Origin of the sequence: Pararhizobium sp. LjRoot238 (assembly GCF_964252955.1) — a bacterium.
Taxonomy (GTDB): Bacteria; Pseudomonadota; Alphaproteobacteria; order Rhizobiales; family Rhizobiaceae; genus Pararhizobium.
The window spans coordinates 2008470-2024650 of sequence record NZ_CAXUPP020000001.1 but is presented as its reverse complement, the minus strand read 5'-3'; the positions used below and the strand labels follow the sequence as shown (position 1 = coordinate 2024650).

The 16181-nt window shown below is 61.1% G+C and carries 16 protein-coding genes; 11 read left to right on the top strand and 5 right to left on the bottom strand.

Annotation, left to right across the window (positions count from 1 at the left end):
* Nucleotides 1–21 precede the first annotated feature (21 nt).
* Together ACSQ3F_RS09870 and ACSQ3F_RS09865 are read left to right on the top strand one after the other, a co-directional pair.
* A complete protein-coding gene (locus tag ACSQ3F_RS09870; RefSeq protein ID WP_436100059.1) occupies nucleotides 22–327 on the top strand; it encodes a DUF1244 domain-containing protein in 306 nt (101 codons plus the stop codon).
* 122 nt (nucleotides 328–449) lie between these two features.
* On the top strand, nucleotides 450–710 hold the full coding sequence (locus ACSQ3F_RS09865) for a DUF2312 domain-containing protein (RefSeq protein ID WP_436100058.1): 261 nt from the start codon (nucleotides 450–452) through the stop codon (nucleotides 708–710).
* Nucleotides 711–781: 71 nt separating this feature from the next.
* Here ACSQ3F_RS09865 and ACSQ3F_RS09860 read toward each other — a convergent pair whose 3' ends face one another.
* Entirely contained in the window at nucleotides 782–2647 is a 1866-nt protein-coding gene (locus ACSQ3F_RS09860) for a DUF882 domain-containing protein (RefSeq protein WP_436100057.1), read from the bottom strand.
* Nucleotides 2648–2831: 184 nt separating this feature from the next.
* Nucleotides 2832–4379 (bottom strand): sigma-54-dependent transcriptional regulator, encoded by a 1548-nt coding sequence (locus tag ACSQ3F_RS09855; RefSeq protein ID WP_436100056.1) that lies wholly within the window; start codon nucleotides 4377–4379, stop codon nucleotides 2832–2834.
* Nucleotides 4380–4584: 205 nt separating this feature from the next.
* Between ACSQ3F_RS09855 and ACSQ3F_RS09850 the strand changes: the two genes are divergently transcribed.
* From ACSQ3F_RS09850 to ACSQ3F_RS09835, 4 genes are all read left to right on the top strand, one after another.
* Nucleotides 4585–6447 (top strand): M3 family oligoendopeptidase, encoded by a 1863-nt coding sequence (locus ACSQ3F_RS09850; protein ID WP_436100055.1) that lies wholly within the window; start codon nucleotides 4585–4587, stop codon nucleotides 6445–6447.
* 188 nt (nucleotides 6448–6635) lie between these two features.
* The gene (locus tag ACSQ3F_RS09845; RefSeq protein WP_436102095.1) at nucleotides 6636–7793 is read left to right on the top strand and encodes an aminodeoxychorismate synthase component I; all 1158 of its coding nucleotides are present in this window, start codon (nucleotides 6636–6638) and stop codon (nucleotides 7791–7793) included.
* Nucleotides 7790–8602: an aminotransferase class IV family protein gene (locus ACSQ3F_RS09840; protein ID WP_436100054.1), complete on the top strand. Its 813-nt coding sequence runs from the start codon at nucleotides 7790–7792 to the stop codon at nucleotides 8600–8602. The genes ACSQ3F_RS09845 and ACSQ3F_RS09840 overlap by 4 nt, the downstream gene beginning before the upstream one ends.
* 1 nt (nucleotide 8603) lies before the next feature.
* Nucleotides 8604–8888, top strand: a complete 285-nt coding sequence (locus ACSQ3F_RS09835; RefSeq protein ID WP_436100053.1) for a YciI family protein — start codon at nucleotides 8604–8606, stop codon at nucleotides 8886–8888.
* A 1-nt stretch (nucleotide 8889) separates the two neighbouring features.
* Here ACSQ3F_RS09835 and ACSQ3F_RS09830 read toward each other — a convergent pair whose 3' ends face one another.
* Entirely contained in the window at nucleotides 8890–9798 is a 909-nt protein-coding gene (locus tag ACSQ3F_RS09830; RefSeq protein WP_436100052.1) for a GGDEF domain-containing protein, read from the bottom strand.
* 275 nt (nucleotides 9799–10073) lie between these two features.
* Nucleotides 10074–11183: a 4-hydroxyphenylpyruvate dioxygenase gene (hppD, locus tag ACSQ3F_RS09825; protein WP_436100051.1), complete on the bottom strand. Its 1110-nt coding sequence runs from the start codon at nucleotides 11181–11183 to the stop codon at nucleotides 10074–10076.
* Nucleotides 11184–11310: 127 nt separating this feature from the next.
* Here hppD and ACSQ3F_RS09820 point away from each other — a divergent pair, with 127 nt between their 5' ends.
* Nucleotides 11311–11790 (top strand): Lrp/AsnC family transcriptional regulator, encoded by a 480-nt coding sequence (locus tag ACSQ3F_RS09820; RefSeq protein WP_436100050.1) that lies wholly within the window; start codon nucleotides 11311–11313, stop codon nucleotides 11788–11790.
* A 10-nt stretch (nucleotides 11791–11800) separates the two neighbouring features.
* On the opposite strand, the gene ACSQ3F_RS09815 is transcribed toward ACSQ3F_RS09820, so the two are convergent.
* Entirely contained in the window at nucleotides 11801–12250 is a 450-nt protein-coding gene (locus tag ACSQ3F_RS09815; protein ID WP_436100049.1) for a MarR family winged helix-turn-helix transcriptional regulator, read from the bottom strand.
* 67 nt (nucleotides 12251–12317) lie between these two features.
* Between ACSQ3F_RS09815 and hmgA the strand changes: the two genes are divergently transcribed.
* From hmgA to ACSQ3F_RS09795, 4 genes are all read left to right on the top strand, one after another.
* Complete coding sequence (gene hmgA / locus ACSQ3F_RS09810; protein WP_436100048.1) at nucleotides 12318–13673, top strand: homogentisate 1,2-dioxygenase; 1356 nt, start codon at nucleotides 12318–12320, stop codon at nucleotides 13671–13673.
* A 58-nt stretch (nucleotides 13674–13731) separates the two neighbouring features.
* Complete coding sequence (locus ACSQ3F_RS09805; protein ID WP_436100047.1) at nucleotides 13732–14748, top strand: fumarylacetoacetate hydrolase family protein; 1017 nt, start codon at nucleotides 13732–13734, stop codon at nucleotides 14746–14748.
* Nucleotides 14749–14758: 10 nt separating this feature from the next.
* Nucleotides 14759–15403 (top strand): maleylacetoacetate isomerase, encoded by a 645-nt coding sequence (gene maiA / locus ACSQ3F_RS09800; RefSeq protein ID WP_436100046.1) that lies wholly within the window; start codon nucleotides 14759–14761, stop codon nucleotides 15401–15403.
* Between the two features lie 229 nt (nucleotides 15404–15632).
* Nucleotides 15633–15944, top strand: coding sequence for a hypothetical protein (locus ACSQ3F_RS09795; RefSeq protein ID WP_436100045.1), 312 nt, complete (start codon nucleotides 15633–15635; stop codon nucleotides 15942–15944).
* Nucleotides 15945–16181: the final 237 nt, after the last annotated feature.

Below are 16181 nucleotides of genomic sequence, written 5' to 3'. Positions count from 1 at the left end.
AAACGGCTGAAAGAGACGACGATGACCGAATTGACACCACAACAGCAGCTGGAATTCGAAGCAGCCGCCTTCCGCCGCCTCATGGCCCACCTGCGCGAACGCAGCGATGTCCAGAACATCGACCTGATGAACCTCGCCGGTTTCTGCCGCAACTGCCTGTCCAACTGGTATCGCGATGCCGCCAACGCAGCCGGCGTACCGATGGACAAGGACCAGTCCCGCGAGATCGTCTACGGCATGCCTTATGACGAATGGCGGTCGCTTTACCAGAAGGAAGCGTCCAGCGAGCAGAAGACTGCCTTCGAGGCGAACAAGCCCGGGGAATAACCCGCCAAGATCCCTGACCGCCGCGAAATCGGTGCGGCGTTGCGCAATGTCACTTGACCTTGAGGCGACTTCGCGGCAGGTCACAGCCTCGCAAATTCAGTCCCCCCAACAAGGAGAAGACCATGTCGGATGCCCATGGCGTCGCCCGCGATCAGCTTCGCTCTTTCATCGAGCGGATCGAGCGGCTGGAAGAAGAAAAGAAGACCATCGCCGATGACATCAAGGATGTATATGGCGAGGCGAAGGGAACTGGCTTCGATACGAAGATCCTGAAAAAGGTCATCGCCATCCGCAAGCAGGACAAGGACGAGCGCATGGAACAGGAAGCCATCCTCGACACCTACCTCGCAGCGCTCGGCATGATCGACGCGCCGGCCGAATAAACGGCGGCCCCGCAACAACAAAAACCCGCCATTCCGGCGGGTTTTTTATGACTTACCCTTGATGGATCAGATCAGTTCGTGCTGAACTTCTTCACTTCGAGGAAGTTGACCGCACTCCCACTGAACCGTGCCGTGTCTACGGAAACGGCTTCGTTCGAGAAGCCGGCCGAATAGACGGTCGTCGGCGAGGCCCGCAGCGTCTTGCTGACGAAGCGTGGCGCCTTTACCGGCTTGGACAAGGTTGCCATGCGGCCGTTCGACAGCGCCCAGTTGGAAATGATCTGCTGGGTCAGCTTCGGTTCGGTGCGGACCGATGAACGAGTGGCCGCATCTGCCTCCTGCTTGTTCGGACGTTTGCCCTTGGCGGGCGCCGCCTCTGCATTCGCATCGAAGGCATCCTCGAAGATCGCCGCGCGTGTTTCGGCACCCGACGGCGGCACGTAGGCGGCCAATTCGATAGGCCGCTCCTGCGGCGTCGCCTGCGCGAGCGCCACGCGTGTCTGCGCCTCGGCAACGGCCTCAACCGGCTGCTGCGCCTCGGCGACGGCCTGCGGCTGCTGCTCGGTCCGTTCTGCAAAGGACGGCACGACGACATTGGCGTCGGCCACGGCCATCAGGGAGGCCTCGTCTGCCGGGCGCATGGCCGGCACAGGGACAAAGCCAAGCGCTGCGACATCCTCACCCAGCACCGCGGCATTCGGATCGGTCGAGGCCATCAGCGTGTCGCTGCCGGCATCACCGTTCGAACCGCGCTTGCCAAGCATCTGCGGCACGGGAATCTTGTAGCCGTTCAGATCGGCGTATTCGCCTTCGGTTGCGGCCGGTTCGGGCAGAGCCGCGGCCCAGGCCTCCTGCGCAGTTTCCGTGGTCGGCGCGACCAGCGCCGTCTGGACGCCGGCATCAGCCGGTACATCCTTGAAGGCCGGTCTTGAGCCGGGCACCGGAGCGGCCACTTCCTTCTCCGGGGCCTGTTGCGAGCCATCGACGCCGGGAAGAGCCTGCTCGGCCTCGGCAACAGCAACTTCAGCGACCTTGGCCTTGGCGGCCGGCTGTTCGCCCGCGCCTTCCAGTTCGCCGCTGGCAATTGCATTGGGCTCTTCGTCTTCGTCGCCGCCGCCAAACAGCATGGCGAACAGGTTGCCCTTCCGCTTGGTATCCCTGTCGCCCGGTCCCTTGGCACCGCCGCCTGCCACTTCAATGGCGCTGGCGCCGACGCGGCGCTTGTAATCGGCCACGGCCAGTTCATACCCCGGCAGCGGCTTGCCGTCGGCAGGCATATGCATGGTCTTGCCGTCGGGGAAGAGACGAGCGAGTTCGTTGCGGCTCATGCGCGGCCAGGCGCGAACGCCGCCGACATCCATGTGCACGAAAGGCGAACCCGAGGTCGGGTAGTAGCCGACACCGCCGACCTGGAACTTCATGCCGATTTCGCGCAGGTTCTTCAGCTTGACGTCGGGCAGATAGAAATCCATCGCCTTGCCGAGCATGTGCTGGCTTTTCTTGGCGACGCCCTTGGAACGCGACCGCAGCATGCCGTTGGTGGCCGGCGAACGGTAGGCGGAAACCACGTGGATATAATCGCGCGAACCGCTCTTCTGGTAGACTTCCCAGACGAGATCGAGAAGCCGCGGGTCCATCTTGGTCGGCTCGTTGCGGCGCCAGTCGCGCAGGAAACGATTGATCTGCTGCAGGCCCTTGGCATCATAGCGACCATTGCGCTTGAACGTGATCGACGCCTTTTCCTGGGTGTGGATGAAATAGAGTTTGAGCGTGCGGGTCTGGCCGGCTGCTTCGACCGGCGGAGCCATGCCGGGCGTGACCATTGAGGCTGCGATCAGGAGCGATGCGAGGACACGCGGCATCTTGTGGGCCACTGCAGCGCAAAAGCGGGTTATCACGGAGCCGTTAGGCTTCTTGAATCCGAACAAATTTTGCAAACTCAATCCCCGTCCGACGGACAATGCGTCCCGTGGCTGCTCAGATGACTGTCAATTGCGGTGACAGCATGGCAATTATGCCACAGTCATCGGTTATCCTTATAATATAGTGAATGGTTCACTAACAAGGTCTAAACGACAACAGCCAAATACGAGCGATCGTTACGCTTTGTTATCCCTCGTTTTATGCGGCTTCACTGAACGGATCGTCCGGATTAATGCCATAATCCTTAAGTTTACGGTACAATGTCGACCTTCCGATTCCCAGTTTTCGGGCCACTTGGCTCATCTGCCCGCGGTAGAACTTGAGCGCAAAACGAATCAGTTCCTCTTCCACTTCGGCCAGCTTGCGCACATTCCCGCCATCATCGACACTTGCAATCGCATTTTCGGGCGGCTGATCCGCACCGGCATTTCGCGCTTCCACTTTCTCGGCGGCGGTGAAATGCGGATAGACCGACGGCAGGTAATCGGCATCGACGACCGGCATTCTGGAAGGCCCGGTCTCTTCCCAGGTGAAGCCCGATTTTTCGGCAACGACGTAGCCGGGAATTTGGGTGGCGATCTGCGGGAAATCCTTGACCGTCAGTTCGGCTCCCTCGGCAAGCACGACCGCCCGGAAGATGGCGTTCTCCAGCTGGCGGATGTTGCCCGGCCAGTCATAGGCAGTGAGCAATGCCATGGCGCCGCTCGAAACCGACAGCGGCGTTGCCAGCCGCTGTTCCAGCGCAAAACGCTCGACAAAGGTGCGCACCAGAACCGGAATGTCTTCCTTGCGCTTGCGCAATGCCGGAATGGCGATGGGGAAGACGTTCAGCCGGTAATACAGGTCTTCGCGGAAACGGCCTTCGCGCACTTCGTTGATCAGGTCCTTGTTGGTGGCGGAAATCAACCTGACATTGACCTTCTGCGGATGGCGCGCGCCGATCGTCTCGATCTCGCCCTGCTGAACCGCGCGCAGCAGTTTCACCTGCACCTCCACCGGCAGGTCACCGATCTCGTCAAGGAACAGCGTGCCGCCATCGGCATCGGCGAACTTGCCGGAATGCTTTTCCGTGGCGCCGGTAAAGGCGCCCTTCTCATGGCCGAACAAAATGCTTTCGACCAGATTGTGCGGGATGGCACCGCAATTGACGGTGACGAACGGCTTGCTGGCGCGCTCGCTGGCGTGCTGGATGGCGCGGGCGACCATTTCCTTGCCGACACCGGATTCACCTTCAAGCACGATCGGAATATTCGACTGCGCGGCCCGGCGCGCGAGATCGAGTACCCGGATCATGGCAGGGCTTGCCGAAACCACGTCATCAAAACCGACGGCACCGCTGCGCGACCGCTTCGACACGCGGCCGCGGCTTTCGCGGTGGTCCATCTTCAGCGCGTTGGTGATCGCAACGTTGAGGCGTTCGGGCGAAACCGGCTTGACGACGAAATCGAAGGCGCCGGCCTGCATGGCGAGAACGACCGTCTCGATGCCGCCCTGCCCCGTCTGCACGATAACCGGCGTATCGATGCCGCGCTCGGCGATCGCTTCGAGGAACCCATGGCCATTCATTTCCGGCATCATCAGATCGAGCAGGATGACACTGATCAGGCCGCGCTTGCGTTCCAGCAGTTCAAGACCGCTGCGGCCGTTTTCGGCCAAATGGGCGATATGGCCGAGGCGTTCGATCATGTTCGTCAGCAGCCGGCGCTGGACCGGATCATCGTCGATGACGAGAATTTGGGATGTCATGAAGGCCTCCTGCTCTCTACATGGAACCAAAACGACACCTCATGTGCCGCATCGTGAGAAGCATTCGTGTCACAAAGGCCTGAAAATCCTCTTTTGAGAAATGCTTGCATTTTAACCATTGCCGACGTTAGGTCATGGCCCCATATCCGCCCTCTGCTTCGCCACCCAAATCCGGGCCGGCGCCCGTTGAAAAGAGTGAACGTTCATGCACCATCTTCCGTCTTTCCGGACATCTTCGCTCATCGCCCATGCCACCGCTTCTGGTGCTGCGGAAGCAGCGCAGCTTGGCGACCTGCCGTCCTGGAAACTGGAGGACCTCTACCCGTCGGCAACGTCGCAGGAATATCTCGGCGACCTGGAGAAGGCCGAGGCCGCAGCGAAGGCTTTCGAAGCAAAATGGAAGGGCAAGCTGGCGGATGCTGCAACGCGGACCGGTGGCGAGGGCATCGGCGCGGCCGTGCGCGAATATGAGGCGCTCGAAGACCTGATGGGCAAGATCGGCTCCTTTGCCGGCCTCACCTATTTCTCCGACACGTCCAATCCGGCCAACGGCAAGCTTTACGGCGATGCTCAGTCGAAACTGACGGACATGGCGAGCCATCTCCTGTTCTTCTCGCTGGAAATGAACCGGATCGACGATGCCATCATCGATGCTGCGCTCGAAAGCGATACACTGGCCGCACACTACAAGCCGTGGATCGTCGATCTGCGCATGGACAAACCCTATCAGCTCGACGACAAGCTGGAGCAGCTCTTCCTCGAAAAATCCATGACCGGCGCCAGCGCCTTCAACCGCCTGTTCGACGAGACCATGGCGTCGCTGACATTCAATATCGATGGCGAGGACCGGCCGCTCGAAGTGGCGCTCAGCATGCTGCAGGAGGCCGACCCGGCCATCCGGAAAAAAGCAGCGGAGGCGTTGACCAAGACCTTCAAGGCGAACATCCGCACCTTCACGCTGATCACCAATACGCTCGCCAAGGACAAGGAAATCTCCGATCGCTGGCGCGGTTTCAAAGATATCGCCGACAGCCGCCATCTGGCCAACCGGGTCGAGCGCGACGTGGTCGACGCCCTGGCCGCGGCCGTGAAGGACGCCTATCCGCGCCTGTCCCACCGCTATTATGCGATGAAGGCGAAGTGGCTCGGCATGGAACAGATGGAATTCTGGGACCGCAACGCGCCACTGCCGGAAACCCCAACCTCGCTCATTCCCTGGGCTGATGCCAAGGAAACCGTTCTCTCCGCCTATGGCAATTTCGAGCCGGAGATGGCGGCGATCGCCGCGCGTTTCTTCGATGGCGGCTGGATCGATGCGCCGGTGCGCCCGGGCAAGGCGCCGGGCGCCTTCGCGCATCCGACAGTGCCCTCCGCGCATCCGTATGTGCTGGTCAACTACATGGGCAAGCCGCGGGACGTGATGACGCTTGCCCATGAACTCGGGCACGGCGTGCATCAGGTTCTCGCCGGCGTTCAAGGCGCGCTGATGGCTTCGACGCCGTTGACGCTCGCTGAAACCGCCTCCGTCTTTGGCGAAATGCTGACCTTCCGCGCCCTTCTCGACAAGACCAAGGACAAGCGCGAGCGCAAGGCGATGCTCGCCCAGAAGGTCGAGGACATGATCAACACGGTCGTGCGCCAGATCGCCTTCTACGAATTCGAGCGCAAGGTCCACACGGCCCGCAAACAGGGCGAATTGACCGCCGACGACATCGGTGAGCTCTGGCTCTCAGTTCAGACGGAAAGCCTCGGGCCGGCGATCCGGATTTCCGAGGGCTACGAGACCTACTGGGCCTATATCCCCCACTTCATCCATTCACCGTTCTACGTCTACGCCTATGCCTTCGGCGATTGCCTGGTGAACTCGCTCTATGCAGTCTACCAGAAGGCCGAAACCGGCTTCCAGCAGAAGTATTTCGAGCTCTTGAAAGCCGGCGGCACCAAGCATCATTCGGAACTGCTCGCTCCCTTCGGCCTCGATGCCACCGATCCGTCGTTCTGGGCACAGGGCCTGTCGATGCTGGAGGGGCTGATCGGCGAACTCGAGGCGCTTGATAGACAGGCGTAATTCTCTGGCGGGTGCAGGATGGAAGCGAGTTTCGCAGGTCACGGTATGGATGCTCGGGTCAGGCCCGAGGATGACGATCCGGAGGCTTGGCTAGCGAAAAAACTGATACTGGCATTCAGTGGACACCCCTATTTTCCGTCATCCTCGGGCCTGCCCCCAGGATCCATGCGGACATCGACGTGAGCAGCATGACCGACATCGGCCCCTATGTCCTTTTCCGGGACGACAGCGACGACAGGACGACCGTCTTCGCTGGGCCGTCGCATGTCATCACGGCACGGACGAAAGCGGAGTTCTGGCGCGGGCTGGCGGACATGGAAGCCGCACACAGGGCCGGAAAGTGGCTTGCCGGCTTCATGAGCTACGAGGCGGGACATCTCTTCGAAAAGAAGCTCGCCCCTTTCGCCGAGGAGAACCGCCGCACGCCGCTGATGTCTTTCGGTGTCTTCGACCGACCTTCAGAAGCGCATTCCCTTTCGCAACCCCGGCGCCGTATCGAGAACGAGCCGTTCATCACCGAGCCTCGCGCAAGCTGGAACTTCGGCGCCTACAGGCAGCGCTTCGACCGCCTTCACCAGCATTTGCGGCAGGGCGATTGTTACCAGGCGAACCTCACCATGCCGGTCACTGCCCGCTGGAACGGCGATCCGCTCGCCGCCTTCTGGTCGCTGATCGAGCGGCAGCCGGTGAAATACGGCGCGCTCGTTTCGCTCGATGGTCCGATCCTGCTGTCACGCTCGCCGGAACTCTTCTTCAAGGTCGGCAAGGAACGTTGGATCGAAACGCATCCGATGAAGGGCACCGCCCGCCGCGGCGCGACGGCTGTGGAGGACGAAGAGATCATCCGCGAGATGCAGGCCGATCCGAAGTCCCAGGCGGAGAACCGGATGATCGTCGATCTGCTGCGCAACGACATCTCCCGCATCACCGAGGTCGGCACACTGGAAGTCCCGCGCCTGTTCGACGTCGAGACCTATCCGACCGTGCACCAGATGGTGAGCCACGTCCGGGCAAAACTGCTGCCCGACACCGGCATCACCCAAATCTTCGAGGCGCTTTTCCCCTGCGGCTCCGTCACCGGCGCGCCAAAAATGCGGGCGATGGAAATCCTGCATGATCTGGAGGCCGGCCCGCGCGACGCCTATTGCGGCTCGATCGGCTTTATCGCGCCGGATGGCACCATGCGTTTCAATGTGGCCATCCGCACCTTGTCTCTCTTTCCCAATGGCGAGGCCATCTTCAATGTCGGCGGCGGCATCGTCTTCGATTCGACCGCCGAAGCGGAATATGAAGAATGCCTCCTGAAAGCCCGCTTCGCCGTCGGCGACGCCTGGATCGAACGATGACCGATTTTTCCCTGATCGAGACGATGCGATGGGAACCGAGTACCGGCATCGTCCGGCTGCGACTGCATCTGGCACGATTGAAACGCTCGGCCGGGCGGCTGGGGTTTGCGGGGGCGGAACAGGCGGAACAACGTCTAGCAGAAGCGATTGCGGAAGCTTCACCCCCCTCCGTCCCTTCGGGACATCTCCCCCACGAGGGGGGAGATCATTCCTCGCTACCACAAGCCCAGGGGTCGATGAGCAATGAGATCGCGCCACCAGCGATCTCCCCCCTTGAGGGGGAGATGCCCGACAGGGCAGAGGGGGGTAATGCCGCACACACGGCAGCAAACCGGTCGCCATCGCCCCTCCGCATCCGCCTGACGCTGAGCCCCTCCGGCGAGATCGTCGTCACCACCGCGCCTTTCACGCCTCTTCCCGAGGGCACCATCTGGCGGGTCGCGATCGCCTCGACCCGCCTCGATTCCGCCGACAAGCTCCTCCGCCACAAGACCACCCGGCGTGACGTCTACGAGGCGGCGCGGAGCGAATATCCGACCGCCGATGCCGACGAAGTGTTGCTGCTCAACGAGAAGGGCGAGCCCTGCGAGGGCACGATTACCTCGCTCTTCCTCGATGACGGGTCAGGCGTCCTGAAAACGCCGCCGATTTCCTGCGGGCTGCTTTCCGGCGTGCTGCGGACCGAATTGATCTGCGCCCGCCGCGCCCGCGTGCAACGCCTGATGCTTGGCGACCTGCGAGGCGGCGCGCTCTATGTGGGCAACTCATTGCGTGGCCTGATCAGGGCCAAACTCATAGAGGAAGATTAGGATGTTCATTCTGTCACTGACCTACAAGGTCGAGCTCACCGAGGTCGATCGCCATTTGGAAGCGCACGTTGCCTGGCTGAAGGCTGGCTATGAAGCAGGACTGTTTCTCGCGTCGGGAAGAAAGAACCCGCGCAACGGCGGCGTCATCCTCGCGCGTGGCGACCGCTCGCAAATCGATGCGGCTGTCGCATCAGATCCGTTCAGCATCCACGGAATTGCGGACTATAGTGTGACCGATTTCACCGCAACGATGACCGCGCCCGGTTTGGAGGCATTGAAGGAATAACTCAACGTAGGCTGACCGCGATCCTGTCCCGGCCGGAATTCTTGGCCTCGTAAAGCGCCGCATCGGCGCGCGAATAGATCGACCTTGCGGTATCGCCCCGCTCCAGGACGGCAATGCCCGCAGAGCAGGTGTAAAAAAACTGCGGCACCGCCGCCAAGGGGCGTGCGGTTCTTATGTTGTCCAGCACCCGGTCAACGATCTTCCGGCCTTCCGGCAATGTTGTCTGCGGAAAAATCAGCATGAATTCCTCGCCGCCGATGCGTCCGAAGCAATCGTGCCGCCGGACGAGCGGATGCACTCGCCGGGCGAAATCGAGAAGAATGTCATCCCCCGTCTGATGGCCGTACCGGTCGTTGATGCCCTTGAAAAAATCGATATCGAGAATACAGATGCAACCGCTGGCAGGGCCCGAGGCAGGCTCACTCCTTACCAGCTCCTCAAGCTTCGACATCATATAACGCCGGTTCGAAATGCCGGTCAGCTCGTCGGTCTGGGATGCTTTCAGGGCGAAGTCACGGTCCTGCCGCAGCGCGCGCTCGTCCGGGCGCAGATGGGTGATGTCGCTTGCAATACACAGCATCCAGCCGTTTCGATCGACGGTCTCGGTCATCCACAGCCAGCGGCCGCCGACCACATCCGTCTCGAAGGCCCTGAACGGCACCTTGCCGCGCCGCGACTGGGCCGAGACCACCCAGGCCTCGAAGTCGCGCACGCTGATGACGGTGCCGCGGCCGAGAGCATGATTGCGCCGCATCAGATCCGGCCAGAGTGGCGTCTCGTCGTCTTCGAGATGGAAGGTCGAGCGGAAGGCCCGGTTGGCATAACGCAGGCGATCGTCGTGATCGTAGAGCGCGATGAGGACTTCAGTGTCGTCTCTCAATGACGCCAGGCTGGCCGCTATATCATCCATCTCACCGATTCCGTATCGCGGCATTCATTGTAGGGCGGACGCAACGCCGCACCATCGCGAAATATGACGAGTAGTGCAGACCCGGCAAGTATAGTGAACCGTGACATTGTGTCCGAAAAGAACGAACGTAAAAAGGGAATCAACAGGCTTACAACAATTTTTGCGCGTATAACGGTTCGGCGCTGCTTCGAAGCAGCCAGTCCGGAAGCGTCAAGCAAGAAGCCCCACCGGCAAAAACCGGCGGGGCATGGTCGTCGAAAGAGCTTTTTCGCTTATCAGGCAGCCGTGGGATGCAACACGCCGCGCCGGATCTGGTCGGCCTCGATCGATTCGAACAAAGCGCGGAAGTTGCCCTCGCCGAACCCTTCGTCGCCCTTGCGCTGGATGAATTCGAAGAAAATCGGCCCGATCACCGTCTTCGAGAAGATCTGCAAAAGGATGCGGGTCGTGCCGCCATCGACCACACCTTCGCCGTCGATCAGGATGCCGTGCTGCTTCATCCGCTCGATCGGTTCGTCGTGCCCGTGCACGCGGTCATGCGAGAGTTCGTAATAGGTATCCGGCGGACCCGGCATGAATTTCAGGCCGTTTGCTGCGAGTTTGTCGGTCGCATCGTAGATGCCCTCCGTTCCGACGGCGATGTGCTGGATGCCCTCGCCCTTGTACTTGCGCAAATATTCCTCGATCTGGCTGGTATCGTCCTTGGATTCGTTCAGCGGAATGCGGATCTTGCCGCAGGGCGAGGTGATCGCCCGACTCGTCAGACCCGTGATGCGGCCGTCGATGTTGAAGAAGTGGATCTGCTTGAAACCGAAGAGCTCGCGGTAGAAATCCCACCACTTGTCCATGTTGCCGCGATAGACATTGTGGGTCAGGTGATCGAGATAATAGAAGCCGACGCCTTCCGGCTTCGGATCGCGCTCGCCGAGCCATTCGAACTCGGCCTCATAGGGCGAGCCCTTCTTGCCGTAAGTCTCGATGAAATAGAGCAGCGACCCGCCGATGCCGACGATGGCAGGAACGTCAAGCGCCTTGTCCTTGCCTTCATGGGGCGTAGCACCCTTCGACACGGCGTGCTCGAAAGCGTGCTTGGCATCGACGACGCGCCAAGCCATGGACGGCGCGCAGGGGCCGTGATCGGCGACGAAGCGCATGGCATGGCTGCCGGGTTCGGCATTGAGCAGATAGTTGATATCGCCCTGGCGCCAGACGGTGATATCCTTGGTGCGGTGCTTGGCAACGCAGCTGTAGCCCATGCGGGCAAACAGTTCTCTCAGCTTTTCCGGCTCGGGATGGGAGAACTCGACAAACTCGAAACCGTCCGTACCGGCCGGGTTTTCAGTGGTGATGCCGGACGGGGGTGCATCATGCGGGAAGGGTCCCATGGTTCTCTCCTCTGAACTCCATTGTATGCCCATGATGACGCAAATCCCATGCATTGTGCTTGCATTCTTGCGCGTAACAGCCAAAACAATGCACGATATGTGCGTAAATTGACGGGAGTATGCACGAATGGAACAAATGGATGGATACGACCTGAAGATCCTTGCCGAATTGCAGGGCGACGGCCGCCTGACCAACAACGAACTGTCGGAATTGATCGCCCTTTCGCCGTCGCAATGTTCGCGCCGCAGGGCGCGGCTGGAGGCGGAAGGCTTCATTCATGGCTACCGCGCCGTGCTCGATCGCGGCAGGCTGGGGCTCGATCTCATGGTCGTGATCGCCGTCACCCTTGCGACCCACAACCGCGACAATGCCAAGCGTTTCGCCGCCCTGATCGCCGATCTGCCGGAGGTGCTGGAATGCTACGCGCTGACCGGCGAAATGGACTATCACCTCAAGGTCGTGACCTATGACCTGGCCGGGCTATCGCACTTCGTCAACGACGTGCTCCTGCCGCATGACAGCGTGCAGCATGTAAAGACCTCGATCGTGCTGGCGACGTTGAAGGACTTTCAGGGGTTGCCGGTTCGCCTGCGTGGCAAGCCGTAAGCGGCGAGCATCAACGGCGCCGTTTCGCCATGGCGTTTTCAACGGCGGCCAATCCGGATGAAAGCGCCTCAAGGCCATCCGGTCCCAGCAACGATGCCAGCTCCGAAGAATAATCGCTCGCAAGCCTGGTCAATTCCTTGTAGGCCCTGACTCCTGCCGGCGTCAGCTCCAGATGTTCGGCGCGACGGTCGCCATCGTCCTGGGTGCGCTTCAGCCACCGGCGCTCCTCCAATGCGAAGACGGCGCGGCTGACCTTGGTCTTGTGCATCGTCGAATGAACACCGACCTCGGTCGCCGTCATGCGCCCGGAGCTTCCCAGTGCCGCCAGTGTCCGCCACTCCGGCCGCGTCAGGCCATACTCGGCCTTGTAGGCGGCGGCGAAGCGCAGGGCGATGAATTCGGCCGCGCGGTTGAGACGGAACGGCAGAAACTGCTCGAGATCGAACTCGTCGACGTCCATGGCTTCCTTGATAGTTACAAAATAGACAGTTACATTTGTAACCATATCCGTGGAGGAGGTGCAAGCCATGCTGGAGAAAACCCGAAACACCGCTGTCGACGCGGTGGCGAACAGTCCGCAATACATGCCGGGCTTCGGCAACGACTTCGAGACGGAATCTCTTCCAGGAGCATTGCCGCAGGGCCAGAACAGTCCGCAGAAATGCAATTACGGGCTTTATGCCGAGCAGCTCTCGGGTTCCCCCTTCACGGCCCCCCGCGGCACCAACGAGCGCTCCTGGCTCTATCGCATCCGCCCAAGCGTGCGCCACACGCGCCGCTTCTCCAATGCCAGCTACCCTCTCTGGAAATCGGCCCCGTGCCTGGACGATCATTCCCTGCCGCTCGGCCAGCTCCGCTGGAGCCCGATCCCGGCGCCATCTGAAAAACTCAACTTCCTCGCCGGCATCCGCACGATGACGGCAGCAGGCGATGTCATGACCCAGGTCGGCATGGCGGCGCATGCCTATGTCTTCAACGACGACATGGTCGACGACTACTTCTTCAATGCCGATGGCGAGCTGCTGGTCGTGCCGCAGCTCGGCACCCTCCGCGTCTTTACCGAAATGGGCGTCATCGATGTCGAGCCCGCCGAGATCTGCCTCATACCGCGCGGCATGATGTTCAAGGTCACGCGCCTCGGCGACGGTTCCGAATGGCGCGGCTATATCTGCGAAAACTACGGCGCCAAGTTCACGCTGCCGGATCGCGGCCCGATCGGTGCCAATTGCCTCGCCAACCCGCGCGACTTCAAGACGCCGGTCGCCGCCTACGAGGACAAGGAAACGCCCTGCCGCGTGCATGTGAAATGGTGCGGCAAGTTCTACGTCACCGAGATCGGCCATTCACCGCTCGATGTGGTGGCCTGGCACGGCAACTACGCGCCGTTCAAATACGACCTCAGGACCTTCTCGCCAGTCGGCGCTATCCTGTTTGACCATCCGGACCCGTCGATCTTCACGGTGCTGACGGCGCCGACAGAGGAATCGGGAACCGCCAACGTCGATTTCGTCATCTTCCCGCCGCGCTGGCTGGTGGCCGAACACACCTTCCGCCCGCCCTGGTACCACCGCAACATCATGAGCGAGTTCATGGGCCTGATCCACGGACAATACGACGCCAAGGAAGAGGGCTTCGTGCCTGGCGGCATCAGCCTGCACAATATGATGCTGCCACATGGCCCGGATTCGATGGGCTTCGAAAAGGCGTCCAATGTCGAACTCAAGCCGGTCAAACTCGACCACACCATGGCCTTCATGTTCGAGACCCGCTACCCGCAGCAGCTGACGCGCTACGCAGCCGAGCTCGAAACACGGCAGGACGACTATCTCGAATGCTGGGACGGGCTGGAGCGCAGGTTCGACGGCACGCCCGGCATCAAGTGACGCCCCTTCTGGGTAGCGGACGAGCAGAACCGATCATTCAAAAACGGAATTCAAAACCATGAAACTTGCAACCCTCAAGGATAGCACCCGGGACGGCCGGCTGGTCGTCGTCTCCCGCGACCTGACCCGCTGCTCCGAGGTCGGCCACATCGCCCGCACGCTGCAGGCGGCATTGGACGACTGGGAGTATGTGGCGCCGCGCCTGGCCGCGGTCGCAGAAGGGCTGGAGACCGGCGCGCAGCCATCCACGCGGTTTCATGAGCACGACACCGCCTCGCCGCTGCCGCGTGCCTATCAATGGGCGGACGGTTCGGCCTATGTCAATCACGTCGAGCTGGTCCGCAAGGCCCGCAACGCCGAGATGCCGGCGACGTTCTGGACCGATCCATTGATGTATCAGGGCGGCTCGGACTCGTTCCTTGGCCCCCGCGACCCGATTGTCATGACCGACGAATCCTACGGCATCGACATGGAGGCAGAGATCGCCGTGATCGTCGACGATGTGCCGATGGGGGCGACGATCGACGAAGCCCGCGCCGCCATCCGCCTCGTCATGCTCGTCAACGACGTCTCCCTGCGCGGACTGATTCCGGCGGAACTCATAAAGGGGTTCGGCTTTTTCCAGTCGAAACCCTCCTCGGCCTTCTCGCCGGTTGCCGTTACACCGGATGAACTTGGCGGCGCCTGGGACGGCGTCAAGCTGCACCTGCCGCTTCTTGTTGATCTCAACGGCAAGCCCTTCGGCCGCGCCAATGCCGGCATCGACATGACCTTCGATTTCGGCCAGCTCATCGCCCATGCAGCCAAGACCCGGCCGCTCTCAGCCGGCGCCATCATCGGGTCGGGCACCGTATCCAACAAACTGGACGGCGGGCCGGGCAAGCCGGTCTCGGAAGGTGGTGTCGGCTATTCCTGCATCGCCGAAATCCGGATGATCGAAACCATTGAGACCGGCACTGCCGTCACGCCGTTCATGCGGTTCGGCGATAGCGTCCGCATCGAGATGAAGGACACGGCCGGACATTCGATTTTCGGGGCAATCGAACAGACCGTCACGAAGGACCAAAAGCGCTGAGGGCATCGTCATGAGCGATACGATACTGTTCGACTACTGGCGCTCGTCGGCCAGCTACCGGGTGCGGATCGCGCTCAACCTGCTGGCGATCCCCTACAGGTCCGTATCTGTCGATCTTTTGGCCGGAGAACACAAGCAGGCAGAGCACCTCGCACGCAATCCTCAAGGCCTGGTTCCCGCGCTTTCGATCGATGGGCAAATGCTCACCCAGTCACTGGCGATCATTGAATATCTTTCAGAGACGCGGCCCGGCTCCAGCCTGCTCCCCACAGCCCCTCCTGGACGCCAGCGCGTCAGGGCGCTGTCCTATGCGATTGCCATGGATATCCATCCGATCTGCAATCTCGGCGTCGTTTTCCATATCATGCAGCAATCGCAAGACCCGGATACGGCGCGATCGGCATGGATGCGCAAATTCATCGGCGAGGGTCTGGGTGCCTTCGAGCGGTTGCTGAACAACTCCGAAACCGGCGAATTCTGCCACGGCGACCAACCAACGATGGCCGATCTCTGCCTCGTGCCGCAAATCTACAATGCCCGCCGGTGGGCCGTCGATCTTTCCGCCTGCCCGCGTGCCGCAGCGATCGCGGAGGAATGCGAGCGTCTTCCGGCATTTGCGCGCGCCCATCCGGATCAAGTCGCAAAACCGCGGTAGCGGTCGTTGATCGCCACATACGATTGCCGCGCACGCGGAACGTCCGATGTCGACCGCCTGGCGGTCCCCAATAATATTTTGAAAAATAATGAAATTTCTGCCATAATGCATGCGTGGCGGCACCATCTACGCGTGTCGCGTTAGGTTCCGACCATAGAATTGCCGGCCCGGCAGGACAGGTCAAACCAATCTCCTTTTCCGCCAGATTACCGGCGAAAGGAGGTGCGTCATGGCACGCAATCTGATCCGCATCCTCACCGGGGCCGCTCTTATGGCGCTTGCGGTGATAGCGCATCCGGCAGCGGCACAGCCGGTGCTCAATTGCGCCGAACATTCCAAGATTGTGGAATTCCTCGGCTCGCACTATTCCGAGACGCTGCTTGCCGTCGGCCTTATCAACGAGACCGCCATTCTTGAGGTCTACGCCTCCGAGAGCGGCAGCTGGACCATGCTGGTGACCAACGTCAGCGGTCGTAGCTGCGTGGTCTTTGCCGGCCAGAACTGGGAAGCGGTCCCGGTTGGCCCGGGCGTGAAAACGTGAATGTGCAGCAGCGCCTGCAGCATCCTGTGCCACCAGAAGGCGCCAAACGCGTAGCGCGTTGAATTGGCGCTCTTTATTCTCCTTCAATCACATGAGGTCCCTGAAATTGCGCAATAGCTGCGATCGGCGTCGCGCGGCCAACCCGCAACTCATGCTGGCCGCTTCGAGATCTCGCCCGCGCGCGCTTTCCGGCCCTTTATTGTGACAGAAATCTATGCTCTAGGGCCATTCGAGGCA